17 protein-coding genes and 4 pseudogenes are annotated in these 17,480 nt (G+C 69.4%); 10 read left to right on the top strand and 11 right to left on the bottom strand.

The annotated features are described in order from the left end of the window. The 3 genes and pseudogenes from AB0M39_RS38240 to AB0M39_RS38230 form a co-directional block, all read right to left on the bottom strand. On the bottom strand, window positions 1-1,850 hold a 1,850-nt coding region (locus AB0M39_RS38240; protein WP_365372640.1), incomplete at its 3' end, for a HAMP domain-containing sensor histidine kinase. Window positions 1,851-1,875: 25 nt separating this feature from the next. After that, complete coding sequence (locus AB0M39_RS38235) at window positions 1,876-2,586, bottom strand: response regulator transcription factor (RefSeq protein WP_365372646.1); 711 nt, start codon at window positions 2,584-2,586, stop codon at window positions 1,876-1,878. A gap of 154 nt (window positions 2,587-2,740) precedes the next feature. Next, window positions 2,741-3,082: pseudogene (locus tag AB0M39_RS38230) on the bottom strand (DUF4430 domain-containing protein); the annotation flags it as partial. Between the two features lie 115 nt (window positions 3,083-3,197). Between AB0M39_RS38230 and AB0M39_RS38225 the strand changes: the two are divergent. The 5 genes and pseudogenes from AB0M39_RS38225 to AB0M39_RS38205 all read left to right on the top strand — a co-directional run. Next, entirely contained in the window at window positions 3,198-4,508 is a 1,311-nt protein-coding gene (locus AB0M39_RS38225) for a hypothetical protein (RefSeq protein WP_365372637.1), read from the top strand. A 692-nt stretch (window positions 4,509-5,200) separates the two neighbouring features. Continuing rightward, window positions 5,201-5,413, top strand: a complete 213-nt coding sequence (locus AB0M39_RS38220) for a hypothetical protein (protein WP_365372634.1) — start codon at window positions 5,201-5,203, stop codon at window positions 5,411-5,413. Beyond that, on the top strand, window positions 5,410-6,288 hold the full coding sequence (locus AB0M39_RS38215; RefSeq protein ID WP_365372631.1) for a sigma-70 family RNA polymerase sigma factor: 879 nt from the start codon (window positions 5,410-5,412) through the stop codon (window positions 6,286-6,288). Before AB0M39_RS38220 ends, AB0M39_RS38215 begins: the two co-directional genes overlap by 4 nt. Continuing rightward, window positions 6,285-7,145: a hypothetical protein gene (locus AB0M39_RS38210; protein ID WP_365372629.1), complete on the top strand. Its 861-nt coding sequence runs from the start codon at window positions 6,285-6,287 to the stop codon at window positions 7,143-7,145. Before AB0M39_RS38215 ends, AB0M39_RS38210 begins: the two co-directional genes overlap by 4 nt. 85 nt (window positions 7,146-7,230) lie before the next feature. Next, window positions 7,231-7,761, top strand: a pseudogene (locus AB0M39_RS38205) (IS630 family transposase); the annotation flags it as partial. Between the two features lie 175 nt (window positions 7,762-7,936). On the opposite strand, the gene AB0M39_RS38200 reads toward AB0M39_RS38205, so the two are convergent. From AB0M39_RS38200 to AB0M39_RS38190, 3 genes are all read right to left on the bottom strand, one after another. Next, window positions 7,937-8,329: an Imm1 family immunity protein gene (locus AB0M39_RS38200; RefSeq protein ID WP_365372627.1), complete on the bottom strand. Its 393-nt coding sequence runs from the start codon at window positions 8,327-8,329 to the stop codon at window positions 7,937-7,939. A gap of 97 nt (window positions 8,330-8,426) precedes the next feature. After that, entirely contained in the window at window positions 8,427-8,762 is a 336-nt protein-coding gene (locus AB0M39_RS38195) for a DddA-like double-stranded DNA deaminase toxin (protein ID WP_365372624.1), read from the bottom strand. Window positions 8,763-8,769: 7 nt separating this feature from the next. Beyond that, complete coding sequence (locus tag AB0M39_RS38190; RefSeq protein WP_365372643.1) at window positions 8,770-8,928, bottom strand: Imm1 family immunity protein; 159 nt, start codon at window positions 8,926-8,928, stop codon at window positions 8,770-8,772. Here AB0M39_RS38190 and AB0M39_RS38185 point away from each other — a divergent pair. Both AB0M39_RS38185 and AB0M39_RS38180 read left to right on the top strand, forming a co-directional pair. Then, the gene (locus tag AB0M39_RS38185) at window positions 8,909-9,400 is read left to right on the top strand and encodes a hypothetical protein (RefSeq protein WP_365372621.1); all 492 of its coding nucleotides are present in this window, start codon (window positions 8,909-8,911) and stop codon (window positions 9,398-9,400) included. The genes AB0M39_RS38190 and AB0M39_RS38185 overlap by 20 nt on opposite strands. Before the next feature lie 204 nt (window positions 9,401-9,604). Beyond that, entirely contained in the window at window positions 9,605-10,066 is a 462-nt protein-coding gene (locus tag AB0M39_RS38180) for a hypothetical protein (protein WP_365372618.1), read from the top strand. A 52-nt stretch (window positions 10,067-10,118) separates the two neighbouring features. On the opposite strand, the gene AB0M39_RS38175 is transcribed toward AB0M39_RS38180, so the two are convergent. Then, entirely contained in the window at window positions 10,119-11,216 is a 1,098-nt protein-coding gene (locus AB0M39_RS38175; RefSeq protein ID WP_365372615.1) for a hypothetical protein, read from the bottom strand. 570 nt (window positions 11,217-11,786) lie between these two features. On the opposite strand from AB0M39_RS38175, the pseudogene AB0M39_RS38170 reads away from it, so the two are divergent. Continuing rightward, a pseudogene (locus tag AB0M39_RS38170) lies at window positions 11,787-11,942 on the top strand (transposase); the annotation flags it as partial. Window positions 11,943-12,807: 865 nt separating this feature from the next. Here AB0M39_RS38170 and AB0M39_RS38165 read toward each other — a convergent pair. Both AB0M39_RS38165 and AB0M39_RS38160 read right to left on the bottom strand, forming a co-directional pair. Then, entirely contained in the window at window positions 12,808-13,098 is a 291-nt protein-coding gene (locus AB0M39_RS38165) for a hypothetical protein (RefSeq protein ID WP_365372613.1), read from the bottom strand. Further along, window positions 13,098-14,234, bottom strand: a complete 1,137-nt coding sequence (locus tag AB0M39_RS38160) for a hypothetical protein (RefSeq protein ID WP_365372610.1) — start codon at window positions 14,232-14,234, stop codon at window positions 13,098-13,100. The genes AB0M39_RS38165 and AB0M39_RS38160 overlap by 1 nt, the downstream gene beginning before the upstream one ends. Before the next feature lie 245 nt (window positions 14,235-14,479). On the opposite strand from AB0M39_RS38160, the gene AB0M39_RS38155 reads away from it, so the two are divergent. Both AB0M39_RS38155 and AB0M39_RS38150 read left to right on the top strand, forming a co-directional pair. Next, a complete protein-coding gene (locus AB0M39_RS38155; protein ID WP_365372607.1) occupies window positions 14,480-14,803 on the top strand; it encodes a hypothetical protein in 324 nt (107 codons plus the stop codon). 332 nt (window positions 14,804-15,135) lie between these two features. Then, window positions 15,136-16,755 carry an RICIN domain-containing protein gene (locus AB0M39_RS38150; RefSeq protein ID WP_365372604.1) on the top strand — a complete coding sequence of 540 codons (1,620 nt, stop codon included), beginning with the start codon at window positions 15,136-15,138 and terminating at the stop codon, window positions 16,753-16,755. A gap of 116 nt (window positions 16,756-16,871) precedes the next feature. Here the strand turns inward: AB0M39_RS38150 and AB0M39_RS38145 are convergent, their stop codons facing one another. Then, the gene (locus AB0M39_RS38145; RefSeq protein ID WP_365372601.1) at window positions 16,872-17,003 is read right to left on the bottom strand and encodes a hypothetical protein; all 132 of its coding nucleotides are present in this window, start codon (window positions 17,001-17,003) and stop codon (window positions 16,872-16,874) included. 226 nt (window positions 17,004-17,229) lie between these two features. Beyond that, window positions 17,230-17,480: pseudogene (locus tag AB0M39_RS38140) on the bottom strand (HNH endonuclease); the annotation flags it as partial.

The following is a 17,480-nucleotide window of genomic DNA, read 5'->3' as shown; positions in this document are numbered from 1 at the left end:
CCGTGTCCGCGCGGATCGCCTCCCCGTCCCTCGCCCGGCCCGCGAAGCGCGCGACCCCGTCCCTCGCCGCGTCCCCCTTCACCCAGTGCCCCGCTATCGGCGAGTTTGCGCACGATCGAGAGGCCCAGACCGCTGCCGCCGGTACGCCGGTTGCGGGACCTCTCCGCACGCCAGAACCGGTCGAACACATGGGGCAGATCGTCGGTGGCGATCCCGCTGCCGGTGTCGGCGACCTCCACGACGACGTCGGACACCGGCCCGTCGCCTACGCGCTCGCCGTGCGCCCGCAGATCGACCCGTCCGCCGCGCGGGGTGTGGCGTACGGCGTTCGAGACCAGGTTGCCCACGGCCTGCCGCAGCCGGACGGGGTCCGCGGTCAGCGCGGGTGGGGGCTCGGGCGTCTCGACGGAAAGGGTCACACCGGCGCGCTCGGCCTCGGCCTGATGGACGGCGGCGACCTGGCCGAGGAGGTCCGCCACGTTGACCGGCTCCGGGTGCAGACGCAGCGCGCCGGCGTCCGCCTGCGCGAGATCCTGCAGGTCGTCGATGATGTGCTGCAGCTGTACCGCCTCCTCCAGGAGCGAGGCGATCAGCGCCGGATCGGTGTCGGCCAGACCGTCCTGAGCGGCCTCCAGCCAGCCGCGGATGTTGCTCAGCGGGGTGCGCAGTTCATGCGCGACGTCGCTGACCATCGCCTTGCGCTGCGCCTCCAGACGGGCCCGATGTTCAGCCAACTCATAGAAAGCGGCGGCGAGTTGGCCGATCTCGTTGTCGGCGTGCACTGCGATGGGAGTGGTCTCGGCGCCTTCCTTCATGCGCTGCGCGGCGCCGGTCAGCGCGCGCAGCGGGCGGACGAGACGGCGTCCGGTCAGGATCGAGACGCCGATGGTGAGGGCAAGGACGAGGGCCGCCGCGCCGGCGATGCGGGCGGTGCTCGTCGCGGACAGGTCGAAGCCGGGGACGCTGCCCCGGGCGGGGTCGCCGATGAACAGCAGCGCCGGCTGGGCGACGTACGAGCTCAGTTGCTCGCGCCGTGCCGTGTTCACACACGAGCCGATGGCCTGGTCGGCCGCCCTGTCGAACTCGCCCGGTGCGGGCACGGGCACGGGCGTGGGGACGGCGACGGGGCCGGTGTGCCAGGTCAGGTCCGAGTTCAACCTGATGCCGGGACGGTCCTGGCGGCTCAGGCAGGCGTTGGTCAGCTTCGTCAGGGCTTCGAGGGCCTTGGCTTCCGTCTTCGTGGCGGCGTCGAGCCCGTCGGTGGGGCAGTCGTCCCCTACGACACGCTCGACGGGGGTGTCGCCCCGTTCGATGCGCGGGCGTCCTGACGGACCCTCCGTCACCTTGACGTTCTCGCCGATGCGGCGAAGGCACGTCACGACGCGGTCCGTCATCTCCCGCAGTTCACTCCGCTCCGAAGGCGGCAGGAGGAAGGGCCCGACGGCCCGCGCGTCGATGCGGTCCGTCGCGCTCGATCCGCTGTCCTTGGACAGCGCACAGTCCAAGGACAGCGGATCGACGACCGCCGACGGCCGGTTGGGCAGCTGCGGCCCCGCGCTGCCGGCCGAGTCGGCGAGGATCTCGCGGGCCTGAGTGGCGACCGCTATGCGGCGCCCGAACCGGGAGGCCAGGTCCTCGACCGTGCCCTCCACGCCGTCCCATCGGGGGTGGGTCGCCGCGTAGCCGAGCAGGGTGTCGTAGATGCGGGCGTCGTCCGCCAGGGCCTGGCCCTGCTCCTGTTCGAGGGCTCCCGTGGTGGTCTGCGCGGCGAGCCATGCCGTCGCGGCGACCGAACAGGCCGCGACCAGCGCGAAGACACCGAGGAAGCGCCCGAGCAGACTCTTGCGCAAGGGCAACCGCGAGCGGCCCGTGCGGCTACGACGTCGCACGCCGCGCGCCCTTCGCCGGGTCGGTCAGCTTGTAGCCGACACCGAAGACGGTGAGCAGACGGGCCGGGGTGCGCGGCTCGGGTTCGATCTTCTTGCGCAGGTTCATGATGTGCATGTCCACGGTGCGATCGCTGACGTAGCGGTCGAAGCCGTGCAGCTTCTCGAGCAGTCGAGGGCGGGTGAAGACCCGGTCCGGTTCGGCGGCCATGGCGGCGATGACCTGGAACTCCCCGGGCGTGCACTCCACGGGCGTCCCGTCGACGGTCACCTCGTGCCGGTCGGCGTCGACCCGCAGCGCGCCCACGGAGAGGACCCGGCCGTTGTCGGCGGCGGGCGTCCCCGCCCGGCCGGTGCGACGCAGCAGCGTGCGCACGCGCGCCATCAGCTCGCGCGGGCTGTACGGCTTGGTCATGTAGTCGTCGGCACCGAGGTCGAGCCCGAGCAGCAGATCGTCCTCGGTGGACCGGGCGGTGAGCATCAGCACCGGCAGCTCCCGCGCCTCGCCGCGCAGGACCCGTACGACATCGAGCCCGTCGGTGCGCGGCATCATGACGTCGAGGATCAGCAGGTCGGGCTCACGCTCCCGGACCCGGTCGAGCGCCGCCCGTCCGTCGCCCACGACGGTGACCGAGTGCCCTTCCCGTTCGAGATAGCGCCGCACCAGCTCCGCCTGCTTCTCGTCGTCCTCCGCGACCATCACCTCAGCACACACGCAGCCGATCGTAGGCGATGCGTCCGTACGCCGGTTCAGACCGCCCGCGGGTCCGCCAGGCGCGGGCTCCGACCGCTCGACCCTCCGAACGGGCCGCCCCGGGCTCCGGGAACCCGGGACGCCTTCGGAACGACGATCGTCAGAACGACGTCCAGGTGAAGGAGACCTGGTCACCGTTCTCGATCTCGAACTGGCAGCCGCCGACCGGTGTCGGGGTGCCGTTCACGGCAATGCTCCAGTACGCCGAGCCGCCCCCGCTGACGCCCTTCACGGTGTCCACCGCGTAGTCGTCGAAGGAGGCGTACCAGGTGCCGTCCCAGGTGAAGCCGTTCCGCTTCGCCGCGTGGTCGAGGGCGGCGGTCGGGGTCGGGACCTTCGACGGGTTGGCGCCGCCGTTGGTGCCGTCGCACTTGTGCGTGCCGCCGGTGGCCGTCGTGACGTCATGACCCCAGGTGAAGATCTTCTTCTGGAAGAGCAGGCCGCCGGACACGCATGCTGGTATGGCTGGCAGCCGCGGTCCTCTACCTCGGCAGCCTGGCAGTGCTCTTCTGGTTTCGCCCCACGCCTCTACTTGCCAGAATGGCTGGGGCCGGGCCGTGGCCGGCTTCGCCGCCGCGGACGACAGGCAGGACCAACGGGTACTGGACGGTTTCGCGGACGATTTCGCCGATGAGGTGAAGGGCCAGCTTCCCTCCGCGACCGATGTCCGCAGCTATGCGGCCGAGGCGGGGCTGCCGCTCGCCGACTTGCCGGACCCGGACCGCAGCAGCGACCTGCGGGACTCGGACCGCAGCAGGGAGCTGGAGCAGAAGACGGCGGCCTTTGCCGATAAGACGAACGCCCTGATCGTCCTGGCCGGCCTGGCCAGGTCTGAGGGCGAGCAGACCAAAGTGAGGCCAGCCGTCTACATCAGGTCGAACGAGATCGCCAACTTGCCCGAGCTCGTGGGCTGGTACGTCGGCAAGCCGATCCCCGTGCCACGGGGATTGGGTAGCCGGGGGGAGCGTGACCGACTAAGCGAACAGCTGACACAGCAGGTCGGGGACCTGGCAAAGTTCCTGGACGCAATGGAGACCTGGCGCACTGACGACCTGGCGAAAGCCGGACGCATCCTGAACGGCCTACCTGTTTCGGAGCCGCAGGACGGCAGGAACGGCTTCGTGCCGCCCGACCTGGTCCTCCTGTTCCGGGGCACAGCGGCGGAACAGCAGCCGGTCGCGCACACGCGAACTGCTCGTCTACGGATACTCCGCCGCCCCCGCCGGGGCGAATCACTCCGCCCCACCAAGGCCGGACAAGCCGTGATGGACGCGCTGACCGACAGCGAAGGCGCTGAACCGATAGTTCAACTGCCAACGGACCCACTGCCCCGGGACCAGACGGCTCCTACAGGGCATCGCCCTCTTCGCGGCGATGGCATGGCCAGCGGCAGCCATGTTCCCTGTCCAACTCCACCGGGCGGGCGGCACGGAGTGGTCACCGCCGATGGCCCACAGGCTGGTGAGCAGCTCGGCGGCGTGCTCCAGGACGCTCGGCACGTACAGGGCGGGGCCTCCTGGGAGCCGGAGGTGGCGGCGATCAGCCAGCTGATCGCGGCGCACCCGGAGGAGTTCGCACGCCTGCTCAGCCGGGCGGAGGAGGAGCAGCGGCGAAAGCCTCCTTGCTTCCAGTGTGCCTGTCTCAGTGCCTCTGACCTGGAACTTGCTGACTTCCTCGGTCACGACGCCCTGGGCCACCGGGTCCTGCACTGCCTACAGGACTCCGGTCAGATTCACAGCGTGGCGGCTCTGCGCGCCTACCTCGACGATGCTCTGGGCCTCGGCCGCCTTCGAGGACACGGCCTCGGAGACGGCGGCCTGGAGCGCGTCCATGCCGCCATGCACCTCATCGACGACGCGTCGGCCTGATGCGCGTGCAGTGCTGTCCATCGTCGTGAACGTCCGGGACAGGCCAAGGGTCCGAGATGCCTCCCGGTCTGCCGACGAAACGCCGTCCTGCGTCGAGTGCGGAGCCGCCCGGCATTCGGACCGACCGGAAGGAGTGCACTCGCAGCCCGCGTGCCGAGTGCCGCGCGCCCCCGGCTCGGGCAGGCGTGAAGGGCTCAAAGCCGCCTGCGGCTCGAGGAGTTGACCGGCGTCGGGCCGGGGTCGGGTGTCAGTGTCCTCGGCTACGGTCTTGTCGTCCTCGCGTGGGGACTGTCCGCTCTCGCCTGGCCTCTAAGCCCGGCCAGGCGAGAGCGGCACGCTCGCTCCCTATCGATCTCGGCACGGGAGCGAGCCCTCCCGGATGGAAGGCCGACACCAACGGTGTCCTGTATCCATTGACGTGCCTCTGGCAGGGGATTGCAAGGAAAACCGGGAACTTCTACCCGCACGCGCGGCCTTCGTGCTCGATGCGCACCGGAATGGTCGTCTCCGTGCAGCCCGTGGGCGCGCAGCGACTGTCATTGTTCCGTGATTCCATGATCACGTGGCGTGACAACTCCCCTGCGTTACATGCTGGTTGCCCTCCCGGAGAGCGGATCGGCACCCGCGCTCCGGAGAGCTCCACGGCTTGCCGGATGGGCCGTGGAGCACCGGCCGACACCAAGGAGTTGTGCATGAGGCTCAAGCACATACTGATCATCACCGCGACGGTGCTCGCCTGGAGCGTCGTCATGGCGGCGATGGGACAGGCGGCCGCGATCGCCGCGCTGGCACCCGTCCTCGGGCTCGTCGTGCAGCAGATCGTGCGCGCCGCCCGCCCTCAGGCCGGGCCGCCCCCGGACCACCGCGTGACCACGGTGCCCGAGAAGGAGGCCAGCACCCCGTGACGACGCCCATCGAACCGCCCGACCCGGCGCCGCTGCGGCCCGGGCGCAAGCTCGGTCCGATCGCGGACGGCGTGGGCAGCGTGCACCGCGCCTGGCTCGAGCCGCTGCGCTACACCTACCTGAAGAGCGGCCTGACCCTCAGCGACCTCGGAAGCAAGGTCCCCCTCCACAAGTCGAAGATCTCCGAGCTGCTCCGCGGAACCGGGCTGTATCCCCGGTGGGAGATCATCCTCAGCCTGTCCGTCCAGCTGCGGCTCCCCAGCTGGCCCCTGTACCGGCTGTGGCGCCAGGCGGCGCTCGAGGCGCAGAAGTCCACCGACTGGGTCGACAAGGCCTCGGTGACCACCTCTCAGTCCCCGCCCCTGGACCTTCGCGCGTTCCGGGAGATGACGGAGGACGACTACAGCCTCTACGCCCAGGTCTTCCTCGACGACGACCAACGCGACAAGGCGGTCTCCAACACCTACGACATCCTGTGGCTGCGCTGGAACGAGGCCCTCGCCAGCCCCGACATCAGGCGCTTCGCCTGGGACGCCCTGCGCGCGACCGTCATGGCCCGCACCCCGCACATCGACGGCCGGCCCGAGTTCGGCGCGGCCGCGTTCGACACCGTCGCCCTGCAGAGCCTGACCACCGTGCCCGAGCGCGTGGACCAGATGGCGGAGAGCCTGCAGCTCTTCAAGGCCATGAGCTGGCTCCCCGACCAGCAGCTCGACGTCATGGTGCTGCGCCGGCTGTACGGGATCGACCCCGAGGGCGTCTCCGCCCTCCTGGGCGTCCCGCTCGCCGCGGTCCGCTCCTGCGAGCGTCACGCCGCCCACTTCCTGGAGGGCGTCATCTGCCCGTCCCCCGAGACCGAAGGGAACACCGCATGACATGCATCGAAGAGATCCTCTCCCGGGCCCTGCTGGTCCGGGACCGGACAGTGCCCCGGGACATCGTCCCGCCCACCCGCACCGCCTCCCCCGAACGCCTCCCCGCCGACGGCCCGCCCGCCAAGAGCAGCGCCTTCACCGCCGCCGCGGAAGACCTGAAAGCCCTGTGCGAGACCCTCGTCACCCACACCCCCGTCGACGACGTCGCCCACTTCGTCACCGAGCAGCTCCCCGAGCCCCGCAGCGCCATGGTCCTCGCGTGCGTCCTGCAGCTCACCGACACCGACGACGGCGCCCGCTTCTGGTGGGAGTACGCCGCAGGCGCCGGACAGCCCGCCGCCGCCTACTGCCTCTACCTCCACCACCTGGCCCTGGGCGAGAAGGACGCAGCCGACTGGTGGCACCAGCAGACCGACGACGTCCACACCCCAGCCGACGACTCCCCCCACACGCCCCAGCCGACCCAGCCGGCAGGCCCGACCTGGCACCCAGCAGGCCGACAGGTCACCTCCGCCTCCACCACCACCATGCTGCGCGTCCTGCGCCACCTCGCGAAGCACACCACCCGCCCGTACTCCGCCGCGGTCACCGAGCTCATGGCCTACATCCCCACCGCCGTCGCAGCCGGCTACCTCCGCCAGCCCGAGATCGACCTCCCCATGCCCGGCCCCGACTTCGCCGACCGCATCAGCACCCTCCTCGACACGGCGACGAACCGGCCCGGCGCCCCCGCCCGGCTCCCCGCCCGCCAGCCACTGCGCACACGCAACACCGCCGGCGCCACCGACCAGCCCGCCTCGCGACCCGACTCCGCCGCACCACTGCGCTCACCGACGGGAGAGACCGCCACACGCTGACGGACGGCAGGCAGTCGAGCCCGCGTCAGCATGTCCGGGCGGAGTCCTGCGAGCGCGCCGCAAAGTTGCGGGCGATGTCGGCACCGAGGTCCTCTTCGGCGACCAGGTCGGGATCCGCTCGGACCAGGTCACCGGCCGCACCTGGGGAGCCAAAGGCGCCACTCCGGTCGTCCGCCGCACCGGGAACCGGTTCTCCGTGAACGCGATGTCCGCGATCAGCACGAAGGGCCGGATACATTTCATGGTCTTCACCGACACCTTCGACGCGCAGGTCATGTGTCGCTTCCTCGCCCGGCTCATGGGGCACTTCGACCGGAAAGTCCACCTGATCGTGGACCGTCACTCGGCCCACCGTTCGAAGGCCGTCCGGGCCTGGATCGCCGACCACAAGGACGAGATCGAGCTGCACTTCCTGCCCTCGTACTCACCCGAGTTGAACCCGGACGAGCCGGTCAACGCCGACCTCAAACGCAGCCTGCCCCACACCCACCGGGCCAGGAACCAGAGCGAACTCGCCGCCGAAACCCGCCGCCTCTCCCACCGCCGACAGCGTCAGCCCCATGTCGTCACCGGTTACTTCAAAGCCCCGCACGTCCGCTACATCCTCAACGAGTGAACCCAAAGCATTTCGGATCAATATGACGTGCACACCGTCGGCAAACCGACCTCCGCAAAGCAACGGACGAAGAAGTCAACGACCCCACGTCCACGCCGCACAGGTTAAAGATCAAGTTAGACGGCGCGGCGAGGCCCGACCGCAGGCTGCGGTCCGGCCTCAGAAAATGGACCGGCTACTCTTCCGGATTCAGTCGCTGTCCGTTTGCCGTTCCGGGTTCCCATTCAACGACCGTCGGGCGCCTCCCTCCATTGAAGCAGAATTCCTCGAGGGCAGCTTTGACTTCTTCCATGGGAACCACGTTCCGCTTGTCGTACCACAACGGGTAACCGGGGTCAGCGGTTACGCGTGGATCAAAATTCGGCGGATTCCTATTTTTAGCCACCCAGTAGAACCGATCGGGATCTTCTGGGACTTCCTCACCCCACCAGATCATCCCCCCGTACCCGGTATCCCGGTTCACTCCAACGATCAGGGAGTTTTCGGCAGTTTCTGGCACCTCTAATCCTGCCGGAATGTCAAAGACGTGGAACGACCCGATTGCCCCTGGATAGAAACCGACGGACACTTTTCGCTCCGCCTCAAGCTCGTTCAGCGCTCGAGAAATGACGATCTACACCTCATGCGGCTCGGACACTCGGCACATTTCGCCATCGATCCAGAATTCAACGATCATTACTTCCCCGCCTGCCCGGCCCCTTGCCCGTGAGCGTCTCGAAAATACCCTTGCCGGGATGATACACGGTGAGTGTGTGCCCTTTCGGGAGGCTGGCTTCCACCAAGTCGCTGCAGGTATCCCTGCCCTCACACACGCCCTTGTTATTGTTGATGACGACGGTAGCTTCCTTTATTTGTTGCTCGTCCATCGATATCGCATACTTGTTTCCACGTGGGATGACGCCGGTATCCCGCCAGGCGTGCAGTTCGAAGGCGTACGCCCCGCACCCCTCTTCTATACGGGGGGGGTATGTGCGTTTCAGAGTTTCACACGGTTTGATCAAGCAGGAGTCACGGGATGCATTCCGACCTCTGTCCTGTTCTCGCTCGGCAGAACTCCTCGAGGGCGTCGCGTACTTGCGTTTTGGGAATAGCAGCCTCTTGGGGGTAGTATGCGGAGGCATCGTCTGGGGAGTTGCGAGGAGAAGATGTGTGGTTTGAGAAATCAATTTCTCAAGATCGTCCGAATTGGCAGCTGGAGCCCCTGCTGTCCGTAGGGCCGCTGGTTTTCGGAATGAATCGAGGTGAGGTGTCTGCAGCGCTGGAGGTCCCTGACGCCACGCTTCTGGCAGATAGAGTGATGGTCAGGGCTGAATTTCGGACGGTAGGAATCGCCGCCTACTATGCGGACCGAGATGGTTTCAAGTTGGCTGCTGTCGCCGTTGATCCCTTGAAGGGTCCTCAGATCAACTTCGGCGACACCTCCCTCACAGGGAGGCCTCCGTCCGAACTTGCCCCCTGGATCGACAGCATGGCAGATCGCGGACACGAGCTTCTTTTCACTTCTAAGGGGGAGCCCAGCTTTCGCGATCTCGGCATCCTGCTACAGCTTCGCCCGAATGGGGATCGTTCGCTCAGTCGACCTATCGTGCTCGGTCGTGAGTGGGCCGACCGGGATTGGGGAAATCTCTCTTTCGCGTAGCAAGGGTGGGCGTCAGATCGTTCTCGGTGGGCGTCTATGTTCGTGTTCTATATGAAGGTGTCGCTCGCTGGACCGGATCGACTCACGGTCAGCGGCCAAGTTCGCCGCGACGCGCACAGCTTGCGAGGTGGTGGGGTGGGGGGTGCTGGTGCTAACGGTGTGCTGGACGGTTCACTGGAGCTGAGCCGGATGAGGAGGAGGTCCATGGCCGGAGTGGTCAGCGAGACGTTGCTTGCCGTGCGGGTGGCATACAACAGTTTTGCGTTCCAGGAGTCGGACGACAGTGCAGTGCCCGTGCCGTACAACGATGCCTACGTGGACGGTGTGTTTCTGACGCAGCATGTGCGTCGCTTCGATGTCTTCAGTGCAGGGCACACCCATACGGCGGATGTGCTCGTGAGGGTGTGGGACGGGGAGCCGGAGGAGACGAACGGGGCCTGGGATGAGCAGGGCGAGGTCGATTTTGAGTCGACCACGGGTGAGGTCTCCATCTGGTCCACGACCCATGGCCGCTCTCCGGACACCATTGTTCTGGGGTCTCTGGGGCTATGGCGGGTCAGGGTGGGGTGCGCTGGCCGTGATGAAGTGCGGCGGGTGACACAGCAGGAGGGGGTCGCTTACGGGGTTGAGAAGTACGCGGTGGACTTCTGGCCAAAGGCGGAATGAGGCATGGCCGCCCCCGCCGCAGTCAAGCGGCGGGGGCGGGTCTCGCGTCGGTTCAGTCGATCTTGACGATGAACGCGTCGTCAGGGCCGTCGATGATGCGGTTGTTCATGTAGAAGCCGGCGAGGAGGGTACCGGCTGCCCGGTTCTGTACGGCGTCCAAGGGCATGACGGAGTAGTTCTTCTTCTCGACGTGGACGTCGTACTCCTCGATCGCCGCGCCTTGGTTGGTGGAGGCGAAGGGGAATTCGTCACAGTCCTTGCCGCCCTCGGCGTACTTGTCGCCCCAGTAGCGCCTGCACTCGCGAACGGCGACTGCGCGGTTACGGTCGTGGCGCTTCTGGTCGAGGTAAAGACGGTTGAGGGGCTGGTCGACGTTGTCGCCGGGGACGTCCTTGAGCGCGTTGAGAGGCTTGGTGGTCTTGGGGCTGGTGAAGGCCTGCTTGATGTGATCGGCGACCGCCTTCTCCGGTGCCCCGGACTTGGAGCTGTACTGCAAGGTGGCGACGACGCTGAAGACGGCGCCGCCCCTGTTGGCGGGGTTACCGGCTCCGGTGGAGTTGCGGAGGTACGCGCCAGCGTCCCAGCGTGGGGCGAACATGAAGGGCTTACCGGTGGCGGGGCTCTCCCCGATCCATCCTGCGGGCAGCGTGCTGGTGATTTCGGGCTGGTAGACGGCGAAGATGGCGTCAGCGGCGCCGGAGCCGTTGCCCTGGCCGGGCGCGTAGCGCAGGGTGTGTGTGTAGTGGGGGGCCGCCTGCATCTGCGGCCAGGTCTTGGTGACCGGCAGCGTGCTGCCCAAGACGGGCTTGGCCGTGGAGGGCCAGGACTTCGGAACGGTGCCCTTCAGGCCGATCTTCAGGCCGGCGACGCCGGTGGTTCCGATGGCGGTGAAGCCGGTGACGTCGTAGTCGAAGGTCATGGTGCGATCGGTCTCCTTGGGAACCGACCCGCGGATGTAGACGTAGTACGTGCTGGTGCCGACAGTGCCGTTGCTGGTGGCCCACACTGTGGTGACCTGCTGGGCCGTGCACACCGAGAAGCGGGACTTGATGTAGACCTGGGCGTTACCCCCCATGTTCTTCTTGCACTCGTCCAGCGTCATCGTGCGCGCGGGTTCGGGGTAGCTGAGCGAGTCTGCGGCCAGGGGCACTTGAGCCGCTGGCCTTTCTGAGGGTGCGGTCCTGGAGAGGCCTGCGGCCCGTCGGCCGTACCCAGCCGCCGGGCCGACGACTTCTCGGGGGGTGGTTGCTGCCTCTACAGTTCGGGCCTTGTCGAGGAACCGGTCGAAGGTGCCAGCCGCTCGGAGCGCTCCTGGCGCGGGCACGGGAGTTCCCACGGGCAGGAAGTACGTGCGGGCGGTGAGCGGGCTCGAATCCGTAGCGCCGGCCGGACTGGCCACGGGCAGAACAACGGCGGATGTCGCTAGGAGCGCCAGAACGAGCTGGCGCATGGGTCGTGTGGATTTGATGGTGTCCCCCGGAACGTTGGTCTGGTCATCGGGTGCCTGAAGACGCCTTCACGGCCCACTCACCTTGGTCGATCAAGTGATCGAATATCTAGCGCTCTGAGGGGTGTTGTCCTGAAACCTCCAGGCTGTCGACCAGATCGGCGAGCTTGCAGACTGGATGAGGTTGTGCCGAAAGGTTCTCTGGGCCTTTCCCCCTGAGCGTGGACACCTTGGACACTGGACCTTGAGGGTCCGGAGGAAGAGATGTCACGCATGGTGATGAAGGTGTATTCGGCGGAGTTCAAGGCGGACGCTGTCGCGCTGTACCTGTCAGACCCGAGCCACACTTTCGAGGGCGTCGGCAAGGACCTGGAGATCAGCCGGGAGACACTGCGGAACTGGGTGCGGGCCGAGCGGGCCCGCACGGGCCACGCGGCGGATACCAGCGGCTCGACGCGGGCGGCACGGACTGCCGCAGCACGGGCGCGGCGGGCGGCACCGTCCCGTCCGGCGCGCTCGGCGCGGGCCCGCAGGATCGCGGCGGCGCGTACGGCTTCGGCGCTCTGGCGCTGCTGGGCGCGGACGTCCTCGAGGGACGGCGGCACCTCGTCCTCCTGGCCGACGTCGGAGAAGACGCGGTCGGCGAGCTCGCGGCGGACCTGTTCCTGCCGTTCGACGGCGGCGGCCAGGGCCGGGTCCTCCTGGCGGGGCGGGGCGACCGCGCGGTGGGCTTCGAGGGCACGGCGGTAGCCGGAGGACGCGGTCTCCCGCGTCTTCACCGGACCGGCCGGAACGACCCGCTGCAGGGCCGGGCCGTCGGCGGCCGCCGACGACGTCACCGTGGTGGTGGCGCGGGCGGAGGGCGCCAGGATGTGCACGGCCCGGACGTTCGCCTCGGCACCGCGCTGTTGGCGGCCGCGATCAGATTCGGCGCGATCCAGCGGACTTTTGTGCCGTACGCGGGGGCGTCGGGGACGACGTCCAGGCGGCGGGACTCCTCGTCGAACCCCGTGGCCTTCACGTGCCCGGCGAGTTCGGGCGCGGCCGCGGTGAGGCCGGTGTGACACCATCCTCACCGCGGCCGCCGGCGGCCGGGGCGACCAGGCCCCCCCCTCGGTCGTCATCATCTCGATCGCCGTGCCGAACGCGAGCGGCGCGCGGCCGTTGCGGACCACGGTGGTGGTGCGCCGCTTCGGCTTCTGCCGGGCCTCGGTCCTCCTCGCCTTCGCCGCCTCGCGGGCGGCGAGGAGAGCCTGCCGGGCAAGGTCGACACCGCTCGTTTCCGGTGCGGAGCTCACGCGATCACCTCCAAGGTCTCGCCGTGCAGCGGGCGGGCGGCGAGCTCGGGCAGGCGCTGCGACCACGGCGCGGGGCGGGCCGGCTCGGGGCGGGCCTGGGTGCGCAGCTGCTCCAGCCGCACGGCGAGCAGGTGCTCGCCGGTACGGGTCTGGGCCTTCGCGGCGGCCTCGGTCGCGGCGCGCAGGGCGTCGTCGCTGTCGGGCAGGGCCTGGAACCAGGGCTTGGCGCGCTCGGTGGCGTACGCCTTGCGGGCCTCGGCCTGGGCGTCCTCGCTGCGGCCGAGCATCACCAGGGCCTGGTGCCGGTACTCCGCGTCGTCCTCTCGGCGGTCAGCATGGCGTTGTGCGCGGCGGCGTCCTCGACGGCGTCCGAGCCAGCTGCCTCCAGGACCTCCGGGTCGGTGATCTGCTGGAACTGCTCCCACGCGGCGGCAATGGCGTCCTCGATGGCCGTACGGACCTCGGCGGCGACGTCCGCGACGGCGGCCGGGTCGGTCAGGTCGGCCGACCAGGTGGCTGCGAGGAGACCGGCCTCGCCGATCAGGACCTCGGCCTGCCGCCGGTGGTCGCACGCCTCGCACAGCCCGGCCGAACGATCCCGGCCGCAGTCCTCGCACGCCACGGCCTGCCGGACCGCCGCCTCGGCCGCCGCCCGCTCCCTCTCGATGGCGGCCTGTGCTTCGGCCTCGGCACGGGCCGCCGCACGCTGCTCCGCCCGCTCCCGGGCCTCGGCCTGCCGGGCCACGAAGTCGGCGGCCTCGGCCTCGGCGTGACGGCGCATCCGGGCCTCGATCTCCCGGTACCGGGCGTCCGTCTCCAGGCCGGGCAGCTCTTGGTCGACCTCGGCCGCGATCCGCACCCCCCACGCCCTCCGGGAGTGCAGGATGTTGGCGCAGTTGTCGCAGTCGGCGCCGGTGTCGAGCCGGACGCCGTCGTCGCACCGCTCGTCCGAGCACGACGGCCGGCGCACCAGCCCGCGGCGGGTGATCCAGCCGAACGGGCTGGCAATCAGGGCCTCGCCGCCGGTCTCCTCGAGCCGGGACGTCAGCCGGGCGGCCAGCACCGACGGGGCCTGCCCCGACCACTCCAGCACCTGGCGCAGCTGCGCCAGCTCCAGCTTCGCGGCCTCCACGACGCGGTCCTGCTGCCAACGGTTCAGCCCCCGCCAGAGCCAGGACACCGGCACCAGAGCCACCCGCAGGTCAAGATCGGCAGGAAGCTCCGGCAGCCCCTGCTGCCGCGTCTTTCCACCACCCACGACCGTCAGCCGAGCACCAGCACCAGCGGCGACGCCGCCTGCCTGCTCCTGCTCGTCGACCGGTGACTTGGTGAGCTTTTCACCGCGAAGCGGGTCGGCCCCAGCCAGCGGGATCCCGGACCCGGCCACGGCGGCCGCGCCGTCGACGGCCTGGTCCTCGCGCACGCAAGCGCGCTCCGGCAGATCACCGGACCCACCACGGCCTTCGCCGGAAAAGCCACCAGAGAGAGCGGGGGGAAGGACGGGAATAACCAGGTGAGGGTGGTCAGTGTGAAGGGCTGCCGCAACGTCGGGTTCTGCAACATCCGCAACATCCGTCACCAGCACGCCGCTGACCTGCGATTCTTCGCCCAGCTCCGGCGGGGCCCGGCGGACGGCCCTGCGCACGACCGACGACTGGAGGGCGCACGATGGGCGAGGCGCCGGCCGAGCCGGTGGAGAACCGTCCGTGGCGGCCGCAGGACGGGCCGCCGCCCCGCGTGTGGACGTGGCCGCGCCGCGACCCGCCGACGCTGCAGGTCTGGTCCAAGGGCAGGTGGCGCCGAGCCACCGTCCTCGCCCGCCAGGACTGGGCAGACCGGACCGTATACCAGGTCGAGGTCGACCTCGAGGGGAACCACCTGGTCAGGTCACGGCTCTACGCCTGGCCCCAGCCGGGCCTGAAAGCGGGACGACGCAGCAGCTCGCCGCCCTCGCCCGTGGGCGCCCGCGCCCGGCCGCCCGCCGCTCCTTGACCAGATCCCAGGAACGGCCGCGGCCAGTCCGCGTGCACGGCGCAGGACTGCGCGAGCACGCGGAATGGCCAGATGCCGTCGGGGCGCCGGCCGACCAGCTGCGTGAGCAGCTCGATGATCTGGGCCTGGTTGCGATCGATCCACCTGCGTGGCCCGGGTGCCTGCGGAGCCCGGACGGTCATCCCCGCCCCCGTCGGCGGTGGGGATTGCGCCACAGGGGCACCGGAAGGCCGTATGAAAGGGGCAGGAATGCGACTTGGGTCGCTTCCGCCCGTGATGGCAGGCTCACCGCCATCACCCCCGGTCGCGGGGGTCGTTCTGGGGAGAGACACATGGGCGGACCGGGCTTACCGGAGCAGGACTGGATCGCTGCCGCGCTGCGCGAGGTGCTGGGCGACGGGGAGCTGACGGCACGCAGACAGGCGCGGCTGGAGGGCAACCGGGCACGCCATCACCTGGTCGCGGTGACACTGAACACCCTCGCCCGCCTCGGGCAGGGCGCCGAGCTCACCGAACTGGAGCGCGGGACCGTCGAGACGTTCCGGCGGGCCGGGATCTCCGACGAACAGATGGCAGAGTACGGACGGATCTTCGCCGAGGCGACCCCGGAGGCCAGGGCACGGGCGTTCCCCGACTCGACCGCCGGCCTCACGCCCGAGACCGGCTACGGCTGGGCGGAACTCGAGCGCGACGCCCCGCAGATCGCGCGCGACGTGACCGGCATGCCCCACGTCCAGGTCGTGGAACTGGCGCCCGGACAGGGCCCGGCCGAACTGCCCGCGCCCGACAGCGCCGCGGCCGAGGCGGCCAAAGCGGCCGGCTGGAGCACCACGATCATCCACGCCCCGCCCCCGGCCGCACCCCCCGCCCCGTCCAGCAGCGCGTTCGTCGGCTCCACGACCCCTGGATTCATCGCCCCGCAGATCGTGGTCTACGCCCACAGTTTCTACTGCGAGAAGGAGTCGACCGAGCTCTCGCCCGACGACGAGCTGTACTTCGCCTTCATCACCACCGACGGCCGCACCTCCAGCCAGTGGCTGTCTCCCACGATCGACAACGTCGACGCCGGGGAGACGCACGCCTTCCCCTCACCGTCCATCCTCTGGAACGGGCCCGTGGACGGCAGAGGCCTGGCGATCGCCGTCGATGTGTGGGAGGAGGACAGCGGCGACGAGCGCGACAAGATGCAGGCCCTCATGACCCAGGCGGCCAGCGCGATGGTCGCCGCGGCGCAGGACGGCGACTGGAGCGATCTGCTGATCACGACCCTGCAGACGGCGATCTCGGACGAACCTGTGTTCAACGCCTGGGCCCAGACGTTCACCGCCGGCATCCTCGCGTTCGCCCAGGCCATCATCAACTGGAGCCACGACGACCATGTCGGCTCGCACAATTTCGTCTACACCTATGCCGCCCTGCTCACCCGGATCATCTGGGAGGGCGAGACGCCCCAGGAAGCGGTGATCGACGGAACCGGCAACGGGGAGCCCCGTATCCGGCTGAAGATCTCCAGTCACTCACCCACCCCGGGCCGCCTCGTCAGGCTGACCAACGTCCACAGCGGCAAGGCCCTCAGCGTCTACGGGGGGACGACCGCCGACGACGCCAACGTCGTGCAGTGGCCGGACCAGGGCGGCGACAACCAGCACTGGTATCTGATCCAGCTGGACGACGACAAGTACGCGGTGGTCAACAAACGCAGCCGCCTGCTCCTCAGCGTCGTTGGAGGGTCGACCGCCGACGGCGCCAACGTCGTGCAGTGGCACTACGAGATCAGTGCCCACCAGCGCTGGCAGCTGGAGGACGTCGGCGGCGCCTACAAGCTGATCAACGAACACAGCGGCAAGGTCCTCAGCGTCGAAGCGTGGTCGACCGCCGACGGCGCCAACGTCGTGCAGTGGGGGTACGAGACCGGCGGCGCCCACCAGCACTGGCATCTCCAGGACGCCTGACCCGCCCGCCCCAGAACCCACCCCGCTGAGGGCGCCGGCCCGGCCGGCGCCCTCAGCGGAACCGCACGAACACCGAGTCCAGGGCCGCCCGGCAACCGGGGACACGGAGCGAGTTCTCAGCGCCGTGCGTCGCTCGGCCCGAGGAGGCTGGTCAGCTCCGCGATCGCCTCCGGGGACGGGTCGTCGTAGCGCATCCCGTGCCACCGCTCCCTGGTCCGCCGGCTGATGTCGTCGAGCGCCTGGGCCATGCGCTGTGCGCTGACCGGTGACGGCCTCACAGAAGACGACCCGCCGCAAAGGCGTTGACCGGGGGGCATCGAGCACCGGACGGACGGCGTGGTGGGGGTGCCAGGAGAGCCGACCAGCCCTGGCCGCCCCTCCCGGCCTCGCACGGCCCTCGCCCGCCAGCCGCACCCGCCAGAATCCTCGGGCGCGGCGCATGGCTTCCGTTGGGTCGACAAGGTGCTGTGCTGGCTATGGCGCGGGGGTGTAGTTCACCAGTGTGGTCTCGCAGGGTCCTTCGGCGTACAGGCCCAGGGCGTCGAGCTCGGCCTCGTCCACAGTCAGGCCCCAGCGGAGCTTGGTGGCCACCCACTCGGAGACGTAGCGGCAGTGCGCGCGTCGGGCAGGGGCGGCATCCACTCGCGGGGGTCCTGGTCGGCCTTGGAGCGGTTCGTGCGCGCGGTGACCGCGACCAGGGAGGCCGCGGCGTCCTGGTCGTTCGC

The organism is Streptomyces sp. NPDC051907 (assembly GCF_040681075.1).
In the GTDB taxonomy this organism is placed as follows: domain Bacteria; phylum Actinomycetota; class Actinomycetes; order Streptomycetales; family Streptomycetaceae; genus Streptomyces.
The sequence above is the reverse complement of the archived record's forward strand: the minus strand, read 5'-3'. Positions and strand labels throughout refer to the sequence as shown.